The 15921-nt window shown below is 59.8% G+C and carries 13 protein-coding genes; 8 read left to right on the top strand and 5 right to left on the bottom strand.

Annotated features, from left to right (window positions below; translation table 11 throughout):
• Positions 1–370 precede the first annotated feature (370 nt).
• The 4 genes from MRS74_RS14865 to MRS74_RS14850 all read right to left on the bottom strand — a co-directional run bounded on the left by MRS74_RS14865 (position 371) and on the right by MRS74_RS14850 (position 5815).
• The gene (locus MRS74_RS14865; protein ID WP_254581062.1) at positions 371–565 is read right to left on the bottom strand and encodes a hypothetical protein; all 195 of its coding nucleotides are present in this window, start codon (positions 563–565) and stop codon (positions 371–373) included.
• 92 nt (positions 566–657) lie between these two features.
• Positions 658–2106, bottom strand: a complete 1449-nt coding sequence (gene pyk, locus MRS74_RS14860; RefSeq protein WP_254581064.1) for a pyruvate kinase — start codon at positions 2104–2106, stop codon at positions 658–660.
• Between the two features lie 259 nt (positions 2107–2365).
• The gene (rhaI, locus tag MRS74_RS14855; RefSeq protein WP_254581061.1) at positions 2366–3664 is read right to left on the bottom strand and encodes an L-rhamnose catabolism isomerase; all 1299 of its coding nucleotides are present in this window, start codon (positions 3662–3664) and stop codon (positions 2366–2368) included.
• A 45-nt stretch (positions 3665–3709) separates the two neighbouring features.
• Positions 3710–5815 (bottom strand): bifunctional rhamnulose-1-phosphate aldolase/short-chain dehydrogenase, encoded by a 2106-nt coding sequence (locus tag MRS74_RS14850; protein WP_254581060.1) that lies wholly within the window; start codon positions 5813–5815, stop codon positions 3710–3712.
• Between the two features lie 220 nt (positions 5816–6035).
• Here MRS74_RS14850 and MRS74_RS14845 point away from each other — a divergent pair, with 220 nt between their 5' ends.
• From MRS74_RS14845 to MRS74_RS14810, 8 genes are all read left to right on the top strand, one after another.
• Positions 6036–6824 carry a DeoR/GlpR family DNA-binding transcription regulator gene (locus MRS74_RS14845; RefSeq protein WP_254581059.1) on the top strand — a complete coding sequence of 263 codons (789 nt, stop codon included), beginning with the start codon at positions 6036–6038 and terminating at the stop codon, positions 6822–6824.
• Positions 6825–6984: 160 nt separating this feature from the next.
• Entirely contained in the window at positions 6985–7935 is a 951-nt protein-coding gene (gene rhaS / locus MRS74_RS14840) for a rhamnose ABC transporter substrate-binding protein (protein WP_254581058.1), read from the top strand.
• Positions 7936–8007: 72 nt separating this feature from the next.
• Complete coding sequence (locus MRS74_RS14835; protein ID WP_254581057.1) at positions 8008–9504, top strand: sugar ABC transporter ATP-binding protein; 1497 nt, start codon at positions 8008–8010, stop codon at positions 9502–9504.
• A 12-nt stretch (positions 9505–9516) separates the two neighbouring features.
• On the top strand, positions 9517–10500 hold the full coding sequence (locus tag MRS74_RS14830) for an ABC transporter permease (protein WP_254581056.1): 984 nt from the start codon (positions 9517–9519) through the stop codon (positions 10498–10500).
• Positions 10501–10522: 22 nt separating this feature from the next.
• Positions 10523–11518 (top strand): ABC transporter permease, encoded by a 996-nt coding sequence (locus tag MRS74_RS14825; protein ID WP_254581055.1) that lies wholly within the window; start codon positions 10523–10525, stop codon positions 11516–11518.
• Positions 11515–11829 carry an L-rhamnose mutarotase gene (locus MRS74_RS14820; RefSeq protein ID WP_254581054.1) on the top strand — a complete coding sequence of 105 codons (315 nt, stop codon included), beginning with the start codon at positions 11515–11517 and terminating at the stop codon, positions 11827–11829. Before MRS74_RS14825 ends, MRS74_RS14820 begins: the two co-directional genes overlap by 4 nt.
• Positions 11830–11831: 2 nt before the next feature.
• The gene (locus tag MRS74_RS14815; RefSeq protein WP_254581053.1) at positions 11832–13205 is read left to right on the top strand and encodes an FGGY-family carbohydrate kinase; all 1374 of its coding nucleotides are present in this window, start codon (positions 11832–11834) and stop codon (positions 13203–13205) included.
• 412 nt (positions 13206–13617) lie between these two features.
• Positions 13618–14568 carry a sugar kinase gene (locus MRS74_RS14810; RefSeq protein WP_254581052.1) on the top strand — a complete coding sequence of 317 codons (951 nt, stop codon included), beginning with the start codon at positions 13618–13620 and terminating at the stop codon, positions 14566–14568.
• Between the two features lie 136 nt (positions 14569–14704).
• On the opposite strand, the gene bglB is transcribed toward MRS74_RS14810, so the two are convergent.
• Positions 14705–15850, bottom strand: coding sequence for a beta-galactosidase BglB (gene bglB, locus MRS74_RS14805; RefSeq protein ID WP_254581051.1), 1146 nt, complete (start codon positions 15848–15850; stop codon positions 14705–14707).
• Positions 15851–15921 lie beyond the last annotated feature (71 nt).

Below are 15921 nucleotides of genomic sequence, written 5' to 3'. Positions count from 1 at the left end.
CGTCAGCTTCAACCGTCGGGTTGCCGCGTGAATCCAGTACTTCGCGCGCCTTGATCTGGGAAATGCTGCTCATGTCTGCCTCTGTGAGTATCGTCATTTGTTGTTAGGGTGATTCTGCTCGAATGCATCTGCACCCGGCTCGAACGCAAGGTTGCGGCGAGCGACTTCGCGCCGCCGGTGTGACGGCCTGGGCGCTGCTTAGAATCTAACCGCAATAGGGCGCCTGGTCGAGAAATTTTAGTTTATTAACCTAAAAAAACACCAAAATACATTTTCTTGACCGATTTTTTTGGTTAATTAATCTCTATTTCGTGTTTCAGCCTATTTTTCCGGTGCCTGGTGCCTGGTGCCTGGTGCACTGAGCCAGAGCCTAAAAATCGTATTCGGAGCAGCTCAGGGGCGGAGTCTGGCGCGGGTGCCAGGTCTTGGCGGCCCGTACCACTTCCTGCTGTTCCGCGGCTTCTGCCCGCAGGTTGAAGTCGTTGGGCCACTCCTGGCGTTGGGCTCTGGAGTCTTGCGCTTGTGCGTTCTGCTGCTGTTCTTTATATGAATGCTGGCTTTGCATGGGGCTTACCTCTGTTAGTGCTATCGAAACGGCGCCTTGACGCCGGCCTGTGCTGGTCGCCAGGGGTTCATGGGCACTGATTCGCAGGGTCATTAACGGATGGTCTGTCCAACACAGACGATCTTCAGGGTATTGGTACCGCCGTGGGCCTTGACGTAATCGCCCTTGGTGATGATGACCAGGTCGCCGTCGGTGATCACGCCGCGATTAGTCAGTTGCTCCACGGCCAGGCGGTTGATGGCCTCGTTGGGCAGCGCATCGGAGTCAAACGGGATGGTCTGCACACCGCGAATCATCGCCACCCGGTTCTGGGTGCGGGTGTGTCCGCTGAAGGCGAAGATCGGCAGCTGTGAGCTGATGCGGGACATCAGCAGCGGCGTGTCGCCGGATTCTGTCATGCAGATAATCGCCTTCACGCCGTCCAGGTGATTGGCGGCATACATGGCCGACAGGGCAATGGTTTCGTCGATATCGCTGAAACTTTCGCTGACACGGTGGTTGGAGCGGTGCGACCGGGCATGCTTCTCGGCCCCGATAATCACCCGGGCCATGGCTTCCACGGTCTGAACCGGGAAGTCGCCGGCGGCGGTCTCGGCCGACAGCATGACCGCATCGGTGCCATCGAGCACGGCGTTGGCCACGTCGAATACCTCGGCGCGGGTCGGCATGGCGCTGGTGATCATCGACTCCATCATCTGGGTGGCGGTGATGACCACGCGGTTCAGGGCCCGGGCGCGATCGATGATGTGTTTCTGCACGCCGATCAGCTCGGCATCGCCGATTTCCACGCCCAGGTCGCCGCGGGCCACCATGACCACGTCCGAGGCGCGGATGATGTCATCCAGCACGGCGTGATCATTCACCGCTTCGGCGCGCTCTATCTTGGCGACCAGCCGGGCGTCGCCGCCGGCCTGGTGCAGCAACTCGCGGGCCAGGTTCATGTCGGCGGCATCCCGCGGGAAGGAGACCGCCAGGTAATCGACGCCAATGGCCGCGGCGGTGCGGATGTCCTCGCGATCCTTGTCGGTCAGGGCCGCGGCTGACAGGCCACCGCCCAGGCGATTAATGCCCTTGTTGTTCGACAGTTCGCCACCCACCTGCACGCGGCAGTGAATCTGGCTGCCAGCCACGGACTCCACCGCCAGCACGATGCGACCGTCATCCAGCAGCAGTATATCGCCGGGGCGGCTGTCGCTGATCAGGGCCTCGTAGTCGATACCCACGGCCTGCGCGGTGCCGGCGTTCTTGTCCATCGCCGCATCCAGAACGAAGTGCGCGTCTGTCTGCAGCCTCACCTTGGTGTCGGCAAAGCGGGCGATGCGGATCTTGGGGCCCTGCAGGTCGCCGAGAATCGCCACAAAGCGACCCTGTTTGCGCGCCAGCTCGCGCACCAGGTCGGCGCGCAGGCGGTGGTCTTCGGCGCAGCCGTGGGAAAAGTTCAGCCGCACCACGTTGACGCCGGCCCGGATCAGCTGGTCGATAACGGCGGGAGAGGTGCTGGCGGGCCCCAGGGTGGCGACGATTTTTGTTCTGCGGTTCAACATGGTGACCCTCCTGTGCGGTGAGTGGCGCAAGGCGCGAGCTCACCGGACTGAATACTATTATGAAACTAATGTTCTATATATTACACGAAAGGAATTTATATTCCATTATTGTTATGAGCCTGCGGCCGCCCGCGTGTATCCGGGGGGAGGGGGGTGCATAACGCAAAATCGGCTCAGATGAGCCGATGTTGGATCAGTCCCGGCCGCATCTTTGCAGACGCGGGCCGGGGGGGCTGTTCGAGCCTGGCGGGTCGCGTCAGACGATGCCGGAGCCGCTGCTGTTCTTGCTCGCCGGGCGGTCCTTGCCACACTGTTCCCGGTAGCCGCTGGCGCGGTAGGCGTTGATCGGGTTTATGGCGCCGTTGCTGCGCAGGCGTGCCATCTGCAGGATGGGTTCGACATCCAGGTTGTAGGCGGCCTTGAGGGTGCCCTGTGCCATCAGGGCATCGTTGCCGTCCTGATAGCCTTCCAGGGCATTGCGGTCGATCAGCAGGGCCTTGACATAAGCACGCTGCACTTCGGCGGCGCTGTAGATCAGGCTTTCGATCGGGTCGGTGACATTGTGTGACTGATCCAGCATGTAGAAAGGTGCAAAGCTCGGCTGGTTGAGCTTGATGTCCACCAGTTCGTTGAACACCAGGAACAGCTGATAGGGGTTGATTGAGCCGCTGTCCAGATCGTCGTCGCCGTATTTGCTGTCATTGAAGTGGAAGCCGCCGAGTTTGCCAAACTGGGCCAGGCGCGACACGATCATCTCGATATTGACGTTGGGCGCGTGGTGGCCAAGATCGACCAGGCACTTGCAGCGCTCACCGATGTGCGTGGCTGCCAGGTAGCTGCTGCCCCAGTCCTGAATCACGGTGGAATAGAAGGCCGGTTCGAAGATCTTGTGCTCCAGCTGCATGCTCCAGTCATCCGGCAGCGCATTGTAGATGGCTGACGCGCTGTCCAGGTAGCGGGAAAAGGCGCGGGAGAAATGCTGCTGGCCCGGGAAATTGGAGCCATCGCCGACCCAGACGGTCAGGGCGTTGGAGCCCAGCTTGCGGCCCAGTTCAATCACCTCGATATTGTGTTCCACCGCCTGGTCCCGCACAGCCCTGTCGCTGTGGCTCAGGCTGCCGTACTTGTACGACAGCGCCTGGTCTTTCTGATTCTGGAAGCTGTTGGAGTTCATCGCATCGAAATGCAGCCCGCGCTCGTCGGCAAACTGGCGCAGCTCCGCAGGGTCCGACGGTGTATCCCAGGGAATGTGCAGCGATACCGCAGGCGTGGCCTGTCCGAGCTGGTTGACCACGGCGCAGTCGCTGACCTTCTCGTAGACATTGCGCGGTTCGCCGGCTTCGGGAAAGCGGGCGAAGCGGGTGCCGCCGGTGCCCAGGCCCCAGGAGGGCAGGGCGATGGCGAAGTGGGTCGCCTGTTCGGTGATGGCATCGATATTCTGGCCGGCGCGCGCCAGTTTCTCGCCCAGGGCGGCGTACTCGCTGTCCAGGGCGTTTTTAAGCTCGGCATTCTGGTCAGCGATGAGCTGAGTGTCGATCATTGTTTTTGTTGTCATGGTGCAAACCTCAAACGGGTCGGGCCCCCGCGGGACCCGAGGGGCTTATCGGGTAAAGGACGGCGCGTGACCGGCATCGACATTGAGCACATTGCCGGTGGACTTGGCGGAGATGTCCGACACAAAGAAGTAAACGCCCTCGGCGATATCCTCCGGGAACACATTGCGCTTGAGCAGGCTGCGCTGACGGTAGTGTTCTTCGAGATCGTCGGTGGACATCTGATAGGCACTGGCGCGTTCTTCCTTCCATTTGCCGGTCCAGATCTTGGAGCCGCGCAGCACGGCATCCGGGTTCACCACATTGGCGCGAATGCCGTGCGGTGCACCTTCGAGTGCAACACAGCGGGCCAGCTGGATTTCAGCGGCCTTGGCGGTGCAGTAGGCGGCGGCATTGGCCGAGGCCACCAGGCCGTTCTTGCTGGCAACAAAGACGATGGACCCGCCCATTTTCTGCTGCTTCATCATAGTGAAGGCCGAGCGCGCCACCAGGAAGTAACCGGTAGATAGAATGTTCTGGTTGAAGTTCCAGTTCTCAAGCGTGGTTTCATCCAGCGGCGACGACGAGGCGATACCGGCATTGGAGACCAGAATATCGACGCCGCCAAAGCAAACCGCCGCCGTATCGAAGGCCTGCTGGACCTGATTCTCGTCCGTTACATCCATGCGAATGGCGGCGACCACGTCGGCGCCAAAGACCTGCTGAAAGGCTTCGAGGGTTTCGTTCAGGCTGTTTTGATCAATATCCGTCAGCATCACGCAGGCACCGTCACGCAGCAGCCGCTCGGCCGTGGCACGGCCAATGCCGCCGGCGCCTCCGGTGATCAGCGCAACGCGCCCGGCCAGCGCCTTGGGTTTGGGCATGCGCTGCAGCTTGGCTTCTTCGAGCAGCCAGTATTCGATGTCAAAGGCTTCCTGTTCCGGCAGTCCCATGTAGTCGCTGACCCCCGAGGCGCCGCGCATGACATTGATGGCGTTGATATAGAACTCGCCGGCAATGCGTGCCGTGGCCTTGTCCTTGGCGAACGTCAGCATGCCGACACCGGGAATCAGATAAACCACCGGGTTGGCATCGCGCAGCGCCGGGCTGTTGTCATGCTTGCAGCGTTCGTAATAGGCGGCGTAATCGGCACGGTAGGCGCTCAGCTGGTCATCAAGACCGGCGATGATGGCATCCAGGTTGTCGCTATCCGGGTTGTAGTCCAGCACCAGCGGCTTGATCTTGGTGCGCAGGAAGTGATCCGGGCAGGAGGTGCCCAGGTCTGCCAGTGGCTTGAGCTGCCGGCTGTTGACGAACTCGAGCACCGCGGGACTGTCATTGAAATGACCGATCTGGCGCTGATGCTCGCTGCTCTTGCCGCGAATGATCGGCATCAGGCGGCTTGCCACGCGATGGCGCGCGCTATCGGCCAGCGAAGTCTGGCAGGCGCCACCGAAGGCGGCGGTATTCTGCAGTCTGTCATCCAGCCATGTCTGGGCGCGATTGATCATTTCCAGCGAGACTTCATAGCAGGCTTTGGCTGTATCGGCCCAGGTAAACAGACCGTGGGCTTCCAGCACGACGCCCTTGAGGTGCGGGTTTTCGGCGGCGATCTTTTCCAGTTCCAGGCCCAGCTGGAATCCCGGACGGCGCCATGCCAGCCAGCCGATCTCGCTGCCGTAGATGGTCTCGGTGAGTTCGCGGCTGTTGCTACTGGCGGCGATGGAGATCACGGCATCCGGGTGCAGGTGATCGACGTGCTTGTAGGGTACATAGGCATGCAGCGGGGTGTCGATGCTGGCGGCGCGGCTGTTCAGGTTATAGGTGCAGTGGGGCAGGTAGGCGACCATCTCGTCTTCGTGCTCAGCCCCGCGATACAGCTTTTTAAGGGCCTGCAGCTTGTCCATATAAAGGGTGGCGAAGCCGGCCAGATCCATGCTGCCGATATCACCACCGGATCCCTTGACCCAGAGAATCTCTTCTTCGGCGCCGGTGAGCGGATCGATGCAGCCGATCTTGCCGGAGGTATTGCCGCCACCGTAGTTAGTGACGCGCATGTCCGAGCCGAGCAGGTTGGAGCGGTATCGGAGTAATTCGGGCCCCGACATGCCGGCGGCTTTGTGATCGTCCCAGCGATTGGGGATCAGGCTTGATTGGGTGTCGAGTTCGGACATACGGGGCAACCTCTTTTACTAATTATTAGATGAATCAGGCAAAAATTGTCACAATCATGACGGGTTCTGCTGTTTTGCTGTGCTTTGTGATCTACTGTGATTGAAATAATGTACGCCGCTTGTTTTTATCAGTCAATCCCAATCATAAGTAATCATTAAAAATCATATAGCGCTTGCAATCCGCATTTGTGTGCGACATATTGACCAACAAGGACTGATTATGCACGAACGTGAGCGACATAGAATCATCCTGGCTGAGGTGGCGGAGAAACCGGTAGCAACTGTCAGCTACCTGGTGGAACTGCTGGAAGCCTCGGAGGCGACAATCCGGCGAGACATCAGCTTTCTGCACAAGGCAGGCAAACTGAGGAAAGTGCGCGGTGGTGCCGAGTCCCTGCACCCACCCACATCAACCGGTCTTGCAGGACGTCCCTTTGCGATCAGTCAAACGATCAACGCCAGGGCAAAACGACTGGTCGCCAGGGAGGCAGCAGCACTGTGCGAAGAGGGTGAGTCGATCATCATTGGCGGCGGATCCACGGCCTACATGATGGCGGAGTACCTGAAAAACCGGCAGCTACATGTCATGACAAACTCCTTTGTCATTGCGGACTATCTGCTCAAGCACAGCAAGTGCAGCGTGACGCTGCCGGGCGGCAAGGTGTACCGGGAACAGAATCTGATTCTGAGCCCGTTTCCGGAAGACGGCTCGGCCAACTTCTATGCCGCCAGGATGTTCTTCGGTGCCCAGGGGGTCGGCCCGCTGGGCGTGATGGAAACCGACCCGCAAATCGTGCAGGGCACGACACGCCTGCTGCGACAGGCGGAACAGCGGGTACTGCTGGTCGACAGCAGCAAGTTTTCACAGCGCAGCAGTCTGATTGTCTGTGCGCTGTCGGAACTGGATATCGTGATCACTGATGACGGTATCGATGCAAAAACGCAAAAACTGATAGAGGATGCCGGCTGCAGGCTCGTTATCTCAAAAGCCGAAGCCGTCGCCGAATAGCAAGCGCCCATCAGGGAGCCTGCCGGACTTAACACTGATCTACGATCGGCCAAGCCCGACAGGCTCCTGGGGTGACTGTCGATATAACAACAACAAGCGAGACGGAGACCTAAACATGCCTTTCAAGAAAATAATGGCAACTGCCCTCGTAGCAGCCGCAATGGCAACCAGTGGCCTGGTTCAGGCGGATTCGGTGCGTATCGGCCTGGTGGTCAAGGCACTGGGTATCGGCTTTTTCGAGGCCGCCAACCAGGGGGCGCAGGAAGCGGCGAAGGAGCTGGGCGATGTGGAAGTGATCTATACCGGTCCGACATCGACCACCGCAGAAGGCCAGATCGAGGTGATCAATTCACTGATCGCGCAGAAAGTGGATGCCATCGCGGTATCGGCCAATGATACCGATGCCCTGGTACCCATTCTGAAAAAAGCCCAGCAGCGCGGTATCAAGGTGGTGTCCTGGGATTCCGGTGTGGCACCCGAGGGGCGTCAGGTACACCTCAATCCCTCCAGCAATTCGCTGATCGGCGAGATGAACGTCAAGCTGGCCGATGAAGCCCTGAAGGCCACGGGTAGCGACCAGGGCGATATCGCCATTCTCAGCGCCACCCCCACCTCGACCAACCAGAATATCTGGATCGAGGAAATGAAAAAGGTGCTGCCGCAGTATCCGCAGCTGAACCTGGTCGCCACGGTGTACGGTGATGACCTGGCCGACAAGAGCTACCGCGAAACCGTGGGTCTGCTCAAGTCTCACCCTAACCTGAAAGTCATTGTTGCCCCGACCTCCGTAGGTATTGTGGCGGCGGCACAGGCGGTGCAGGATCAGGGTCGCATCGGCGAGGTTTATGTCACAGGTCTGGGTCTGCCATCGGAGCTGGCCGGGCATGTGGATTCGGGCGCCGTAAAAAGCTTCGCCATCTGGAATCCGATCGATTTGGGCTACGCCGCCGCCATGATTTCGTACAATCTGGTGCAGGGCAATGCCAGCGACACCGAAGTGGGCATGGGGCGCATCGGTGTGGCCCAGCTGGATGAACAGGGCAACGCCGCCATGGCTGAGCCGTTCGTGTACAACACCTCCAACGTACACGCCTTCGCCGATATCTTCTGATCACCTGTCCTGACCGGCAGGGAGCCTGCGGTTCCCTGCCGAGCCCCGTTATTCCCAGAAGAAGAAATAACCATGCCTGAATCTCACGCTCTATTTTCCTTGCGAGGCGTCAGCAAATCCTTTCCGGGTGTCAAGGCACTCGATCAGGTGCAGCTGGACCTCTACCCCGGGCAGGTAACGGCGCTGATCGGCGAGAACGGCGCTGGCAAGTCGACCCTGGTCAAGACCATGACCGGTATCTATCAGCCGGATGACGGTGAACTGCGATTTGGCGGTGAGCTGATATCGCTGGATACGCCGGAAGCCGCGCGCAGCCTGGGGATTACCGCGATTCACCAGGAAACGGTGTTGTTTGACGAGCTCAGCGTGACGGAAAACATCTTCGCCGGCCATTACCTCACCCATGCGCGCTCCGGTCGGCTGGACTGGCCGCTGATGCATGCACGGGCGCAGCAGATACTGCAGGATATTGAAGCGCCGGTTGACCCAAAAACCCCGTTGAAATTTCTGAGTATCGGCCAGCGGCACATGGTAGCCATTGCCCGCGCGCTGTCATTCGAGGCGCGGGTGGTGATCCTGGATGAACCCACGGCGGCACTGTCGCACCACGAAATCGAAGAGCTCTACGGCATCGTGCGACGGCTGAAAAAGGCCGGCTGCGCCATCATGTTCATCAGTCACAAGTTCGATGAAATCTTCGCCATTGCCGATCGCTACACGGTCTTCCGCGATGGCTGCCATGTGGCCGACGGCAGGATCGATGAGGTTGACGAAGCGCAGCTTGTGACCCTGATGGTGGGCCGTACCGTTGAGCAGGTGTATCCCAAAGTGAATGCCACCATTGGCGAGCCGGTGCTGCAGGTGCGCAATCTGCGTCATCCGACTGAATTCGACGCTATCAGCTTTGACCTGCATGAGGGTGAAATCCTCGGTTTTTATGGTCTGGTGGGTGCCGGACGAACAGAGCTGATGCAGGCCCTGTTCGGGGTATCCAAAGGCGTGCAGGGCGAGGTCGAGATCGGGCAGCAGGCCGTGACCATCCGATCCCCCGCCGATGCCATCAAGGCCGGCATCGTCTATGTGCCGGAGGAGCGCCAGGCGCAGGGCGTGGTGCTGGAGTTGCCAATCTATCAGAACATTGGCCTGCCGCAGCTGAGCACCATCAACACCAGTGGCGTGCTGAACGACAGGGCCGAATATGCGCTGGCCGACAGCTACGCGCGGCGCTTGCAGGTCAAGGCACCTGACTGGCGCGAGAAGGTGGGCAACCTGTCCGGCGGCAACCAGCAGAAGGTGGTTATCGGCAAGTGGCTGGCGACCAAGCCCAAGGTCATCATTCTCGACGAACCGACCAAGGGTATCGATATTGGTTCCAAGGCGGCGGTCCATGCGTTCATGTGCGAACTGGTGCAGGACGGTCTGGCGGTGATCATGGTGTCATCGGAACTGCCTGAAGTCATGGGCATGTCGGACAGGATGATCGTCATGCACGAGGGGTTGATGGTCAGCGAGTTCAAGCGCGATGAATTTTCCGCCGAGCGTATCGTCTCTGCGGCGACCGGCGGATAGGGGAGGTTATCGATGAAGACATTACTGCAAAATCGTGAAGTGTTGCTGGCCGTGCTGATCATCGTGCTGGCCCTGATGGTGGGGCTGGTGATGCCGGACTTCCTGCTGCCCTCGAACCTGCTGGCGGTGTACAACGACACCTCGATCCTGATCATCCTTGCGCTGGGGCAGATGCTGGTGATACTGACCCGCTGCATTGATCTGTCGGTGGCCGCCAACCTCGCCCTGACCGGCATGGTGGTGGCCATGCTCAACAGCGCCTACCCGGATGTTGCGGTGCCCGTGCTGGTGCTGGCCGGGGCGCTGCTGGGTCTGATTCTGGGCATGATCAACGGCGCGCTGGTGTGGAAGCTGGGGATTCCGGCCATAGTGGTAACCCTGGGTACCATGAGTATTTACCGCGGCATCGTGTTTCTGCTCAGCGACGGTGCCTGGGTGAATGCCCATGAAATGAGCGCCGCCTTTGTCAGCATTCCGCGTTCAGAGCTGCTCGGCATTCCGGTGCTGGCCTGGGTGTCGGTGATAGTGATTGTGCTGATGGCGCACTTTACCCGCCACCGGCGGCTGGGGCGTGAAATCTATGCGGCGGGCAATAACCCGACGGCCGCCTTCTATACCGGTATCCAGGTCGGTCGGCTGCAGTTTGTCGCCTTCAGCATTTCCGGCCTGCTGGCGGGGCTGTGCGGCTATCTGTGGGTATCGCGCTACGCCGTGGCCTATGTGGATGTTGCCGCCGGCTTCGAGCTGCAGGTGATTGCGGCCTGTGTAATCGGCGGTGTCAGCATTATGGGTGGTATCGGCACGGTGCAGGGCTGCGTGCTGGGCGCGCTCTTTCTGGGCGTCATCAACAATGCGCTGCCGGTGATCGGCGTCTCGCCGTTCTGGCAGATGGCGGTATCGGGCGCCGTGATTGTGATCGCGGTGATCGCCAACGCCAAGAGCGAACGCAAGACCGGACGCATCATTCTGAAAAAAGCGGCCTTACAGACCCACTAAAATAACAACAGGATCGCCTGCGATGGAAAAATTAATGCACAAGCCCTTGTTGCCCAGGGTCAGCCTGTCGTATCGACTGCTTTCCTGGGAGTTCTTTTTGCTGCTCATCACGGCCGCCGTGTTCGTGATCAACAGCCTGGCATCGCCCTATTTTCTGGACCCCTGGAACCTGTCTGATGCCACCTTCAATTTTGTCGAGAAGGCCATAGTCGCGCTGCCGGTCGCCATGCTGATCATCAGCCGGGAAATTGATCTGTCGATCGCCTCCATCATCGCGCTGGCCTCGGTGGCCATGGGGTTCGTGGCGCAGACCGGCGCCGGCTCATCGCTGATCATGCTGGCGGGTCTGGGAGTGGGCCTGCTGTGCGGCCTGATCAACGGCTTGCTGGTGACCCGGTTCGAAATCCCCTCCATCGTCGTGACCATCGGCACCATGAGCCTGTTTCGCGGCATCAGCTACATACTGCTGGGCGATACCGTGATGAAGGATTATCCGCAGGACTTCGCCTATTTCGGTCAGGGGTATGTCTATGCCATGTTCAGTTTCGAATTCGTGCTGTTCCTGGTGCTGGCACTGCTGTTCTACGGTTTGCTGCACAAAACTAACTTTGGCCGCCGTACCTATGCCATTGGCAATAACCCGGTTGCTGCCTTCTATTCCGGCATCAATGTGGCACGTCATCGCCTGATTCTGTTTGTGCTGGTGGGTCTGGTCTGTGGCCTGGCCGCGGTTCTGCTGACATCCCGCCTGGGCAGTACCCGTCCGACCATTGCCCTGGGTTGGGAGCTGAGCATTATCACCATGGTGGTGCTGGGCGGCGTCAATATCATGGGCGGCTCCGGCACCATTGCCGGTGTCTTCATTGCCGTGTTCCTGATGGGGCTGGTGACCTTCGGACTGGGGCTGATCAACGTGCCGGGCATCGTGATGTCCATTATCATCGGTGGCATGCTCATTGGGGTTATCGCCACACCGGTGCTGCTGAAAAAATTCAGAAACAGGAAGCCCGCACCATGAACCATGCCTTTGTCATGCAGCTAAAACCCGGCTGTGAGGCCGACTACCGGCAGCGTCATGATGACATCTGGCCGGAACTGACAGCCCTGCTGAAAGGCTACGGCATCGGTGATTATCACATCTATCTGCAGCCGCAGACGCTGCAACTGTTCGCGCATTTCAGCACGGCGGGCCATTTCGATGCAGTGTCCCTCAGGCTGGAGCCGGTGATGCAGCGCTGGTGGGAGAGCATGAGCCCGCTGATGGAAACGCAGCCTGGCAGCCATGAGCCGTTGGCCATGGCGTTGCAGCCGATGTTCTATCTGGAGTGAGCATGCAAGCGATTATCGTGGTACTGGATATTGGCAAGACCAATGTCAAACTCTGCGCCCTGGATGCGATGACCGGAACGCTGCTCGAGTCATTGCGGCGCAGCAATGACGTGATCATGGCCGAGCCCTACCCGCAGGCCGATATCGAGGGTATCTGGCGCTGGTATTGCGACGGCATTGTGCAGCTGGGCCGGCGTTATGCGGTGCGCTTTCTGACCTTCACGACGCACGGTGCGACCGCTGTCTGTCTGGCCGGTCACTCGCCGGCGCTGCCGGTACTGGATTACGAGTCGGATCTGTGTGAACAGACAAGTGCCGATTATGACCCTGTGCGCCCGGACTACGAAGAGACCCTGAGTCCTGCGCTGGGCTGCGGGCTGAATCTGGGGCGACAGCTGTTCTGGCTGGCGCACACGAGGCCCGATGACTTTGCCCGCGTGGATACCATTCTGATGTACCCGCAGTACTGGGGCTGGCGCCTGAGCGGCGTCGCGGCCAGCGAAGTCACATCGCTGGGTTGCCATACCGACCTGTGGCAGCCGCAACGGCAGCGCTACTCGTCGCTGGTTGAGCGCTTGGACTGGCAGGGGCTGTTTCCACCGCTGCTCAGGGCCGGCGAGGTGCTGGGCCCGGTGCTGCCGGAACTGGCCCGCGAGCTGGGCCTGCCGGCCGACTGCCAGGTGATTAACGGCATCCACGACAGCAATGCGTCTCTGGTGCCCTATCTGCGCCATCTCGAGGTGCCCTTTACCGTCATATCCACCGGCACCTGGACCGTAATGGCCGGCATCGGTGCTCCCCTGCAGGGATTGAGAGAGCAGGACGACATGCTGGCCAATGTCAGTGCCTTTGGTGACCCGGTGCCCTGCATCCGTTTCATGGGGGGGCGGGAATGGGAGCTGCTGCGTGATGCCGATGACTGTGATCTGGCCGACCTGCAGCGGGTGCTGGAGCAGGGTGTTTTCGCGCTGCCGTCATTTTCCAGCCAGGGTGGTCCGTTCCGGGATCGCCAGGGCGCGGTGATCGGGCCCGCGGACAGTCTAAACGCGCGGGAGCGTACGGCACTGGCTGCGCTGTACTGTGCGCAGGTTACGGATTACTGCCTGAGCCGGCTGCAAAGCGCCGGTGATATTTTTGTCGAAGGCAGTTTCGCCCGCAATGCCGTCTACCTCAGTGTGCTGCAGTCGCTGCGCCCGTATCAGCAGGTGCGTGCCAGCGAGGACAGCACCGGCACGACCCAGGGCGCTGCCCAGGTGATACCGGGCTGTGATTGGGCCGGCGCGGCGCTGGCGGCACCTGTCGAGCGTCCTGAAATGCCAGGACTGGCCGATTATTGCCATCGCTGGCGGGAATTGGTGAACGGACAAGGCAGGTAGCAAGGTTCGGGAAAGATCGGCGTGGATCGCCCGTTGCAGCAAGATACCCTCCCATCAAGGCCGGATCGGCGGAACGTGCTTCTGAAGATGCTGAATGCCCTGCGGTTCTCCGTCAGCTTGCAGGCTGCTGCCTGAAGTTCTAATTGCGTTGGAAATAAAAATTTTATTGGCGTTTGAATGACCGGCGGGGCTGCGTAGGTTGCCTCCCCCGGCTGCATTTGCCTGCAGGGGTTGGCAGCAATGCATAATTCGGCAATGTGTTTTTTATAAATTGAAACAATGTTTTGATTATGTGAATATGGTCGCTGTGCCGGGTTTTGCTGAAGGTTGACGCCAGCGGACCCGGTTTTTTACAACCATCGCTGCGCAGCCTGTGCATCTGTCTCAATATGTCAGACAGGGGAGTTCCAATATGACCACCAATGCCCTTCGAATCGCCAGTATCGGTGAATGCATGATCGAACTGGCGCCCCAGGGCGCAGATCAGTATCGCCAGGGCTTCGCCGGCGACAGCTACAATACCGCCTACTATCTGCAGCGCCTGCTGGGTGATCGTGCCAGCGTCAGTTATGTCACGGCGCTAGGGGACGATCGCCTGAGCGCGGCCATGTGCAGGCACTTCAGCGGTGCCGGTCTTGATACATCACTGGTACGCCGGCTGAACGGGCGCCGCCCCGGTCTTTACATGATCGAGAACGACAGTCAGGGTGAACGTGTTTTCCATTACTGGCGCGATAGTTCAGCCGCCCGGGCCTTGCTGGATGGCCCCGGGGCGGACGAGATTCTGCACAGTCTGGCGGGGTTCGATGCGGTCTACCTGTCCGGTATCAGCCTGGCGATACTGCCGGAATCAGCCCGCGAGCGTCTGGTTGCCTGTCTGCAAAAACGCACGGGACTGCTGGCGTTCGACCCGAATTTTCGGCCCGCCTTGTGGGGCTCGAAAGAGCAGGCCTCTGTGGCGATGAACACCCTGGTCGCCTGTGGTGCGACGGTACTGACGACCCTGGACGACGAAGGTATGTTGCATGGTTACGATCAGCCCGAACAGGTGATCGAGCACTGGCAGCAGCAGGGGGCCGTCGAGGTGGTCGTGAAGCAGGGCGCCGACGGCTGCATCGTTGCCAGGGGTCACGAGCGCCTGCATAGTCCCGCCGAGGTGGGGATCAGGCCCATTGATACGACAGGCGCCGGTGATTCGTTCAACGCCGGATACCTGGCGGCACGCCTGGCAGGCCTCGCGGCTCAAGACAGTGCCCGGCTGGCACACCGTCTGGCGGGCACCGTGATTCAGCACCGCGGGGCTATAGTGCCGCACGATGTCACGTTGCCGGGCATCGCTGCGGCCTCCCAGGCAGGCATTTAGCGCTTCAGGCTACTGGGAAACTTTTGACGCTGAACAGAGTGAACCCTGCCGGTACGGGAGTACGGCAGGGTTTTTGGTGTATGGCTGGATAATGCAGGAGCGCACCTTGTTGCGCTCCTGGCCGGTTCGGTCTGTGTTAGCGGTACAGATAGACCCGCAGGTATTCCGACAGGCAGAGTATGGCCATGGCCTGACCGTAGGGCATGGAGGTCAGGGGAATATTGCGGTAGTAGTCCAGATCCTCACCCATGGCGGTGCCGAAGGAGACCTGGGTCAGCTCGCCGTCCGGATTGATGTGGCTGATGACACCGCGCAGGGCCTTTTCCGCCAGTGGGGCATAGGACTTGTCGATGTAGCGCTTGCGTACGGCCTTCAGAATGCCGTAGGCAAATCCCGCCGTGGCCGAGGCTTCGAGATAGGAGTCGGGATCGTCGAGCAGGGTATGCCAGAGGCCCGACTCATGCTGGCATTTGGCCAGCGCCTCGACCTGGCTCTGTAGCACCTGGAGCAGGTAGCGGCGGGTGGCGTCGTGCTCCGGCAGGTCGAGCAGCTCGATAAAATCCGGAATGGCGACCGTCAGCCAGCTGTTGCCGCGGGCCCAGCGGGCTTTGGCGAAGTTGTGTTTGCCTTCAAAGGTCCAGCCGTGGAACCACAGGCCCGTTTCCCGATCCATCAGATACTGGGTGTGCAGCAGGAACTGGTATTTCGCTTCTTCGACAAATTCCGGACGGTTCAGCAACTGGCCGATCTTGGCCAGCGGCAGAACGCTCATCATCAGGGTATCGTCCCAGATCTGCTGGTGGTTTTCGCTGTTGTAGACGATATGCTGCAGGGCGCCCCGTTCGGTGCGGGGCATGTCGTACATGACCCATTCGGCCCAGGCTTCGAGGTAGGGCCGCCAGCTCTTGTTGCCGTCCTCCTCGTAGCGATAGGCAAGGGTCAGAAAGGGGCAGACAGTGTTGATGTTCTTGGTCGCAAGTTCTTCTGACAGGCGCGCGCTGAACCAGTGGTCGATGATGTCCCGTGCCCGGGTGTCGTTGGTCTGTTCGTAATAACGGTAAATGCCGTAAAGGCCGATGCCGTGGGTCCACTCCCAGCCTGCCCATCCCTTGGTATCGATGGTGCGGCCATCGTCCAGGTGCAGCAGGAACTCACCGCTCTCGTCGGTAATGTTGACCAGGTTGTCGGTGACTTTTTGAATAAGCGCCTTGAGCTGGTCGTAGCTGATAAAGAAATCGGGTTTGCACAATAACGGATTATCTTTAACGTTGAATACTCTCATGGAAACACAGTCTCCCGCTGTATTGCGTTTTTGTTATGGGTACCCGGCTATACACAGGCGCTGACCTGGCA

The sequence above is a fragment of the Marinobacterium sedimentorum genome, from assembly GCF_024267675.1.
Lineage (GTDB): Bacteria > Pseudomonadota > Gammaproteobacteria > Pseudomonadales > Balneatricaceae > Marinobacterium_A > Marinobacterium_A sedimentorum.
This window is presented reverse-complemented; position numbering and strand designations above follow the sequence as displayed.

Coding starts and splice junctions, on each gene's coding strand:
- MRS74_RS14865 (WP_254581062.1), bottom strand. CDS start 565: ATGCAAAGCCAGCATTCATATAAAGAACAGCAGCAGAACGCACAAGCG.
- rhaI (WP_254581061.1), bottom strand. CDS start 3,664: ATGACAACAAAAACAATGATCGACACTCAGCTCATCGCTGACCAGAAT.
- MRS74_RS14850 (WP_254581060.1), bottom strand. CDS start 5,815: ATGTCCGAACTCGACACCCAATCAAGCCTGATCCCCAATCGCTGGGAC.
- MRS74_RS14845 (WP_254581059.1), top strand. CDS start 6,036: ATGCACGAACGTGAGCGACATAGAATCATCCTGGCTGAGGTGGCGGAG.
- rhaS (WP_254581058.1), top strand. CDS start 6,985: ATGGCAACCAGTGGCCTGGTTCAGGCGGATTCGGTGCGTATCGGCCTG.
- MRS74_RS14835 (WP_254581057.1), top strand. CDS start 8,008: ATGCCTGAATCTCACGCTCTATTTTCCTTGCGAGGCGTCAGCAAATCC.
- MRS74_RS14830 (WP_254581056.1), top strand. CDS start 9,517: ATGAAGACATTACTGCAAAATCGTGAAGTGTTGCTGGCCGTGCTGATC.
- MRS74_RS14825 (WP_254581055.1), top strand. CDS start 10,523: ATGGAAAAATTAATGCACAAGCCCTTGTTGCCCAGGGTCAGCCTGTCG.
- MRS74_RS14820 (WP_254581054.1), top strand. CDS start 11,515: ATGAACCATGCCTTTGTCATGCAGCTAAAACCCGGCTGTGAGGCCGAC.
- MRS74_RS14815 (WP_254581053.1), top strand. CDS start 11,832: ATGCAAGCGATTATCGTGGTACTGGATATTGGCAAGACCAATGTCAAA.
- MRS74_RS14810 (WP_254581052.1), top strand. CDS start 13,618: ATGACCACCAATGCCCTTCGAATCGCCAGTATCGGTGAATGCATGATC.
- bglB (WP_254581051.1), bottom strand. CDS start 15,850: ATGAGAGTATTCAACGTTAAAGATAATCCGTTATTGTGCAAACCCGAT.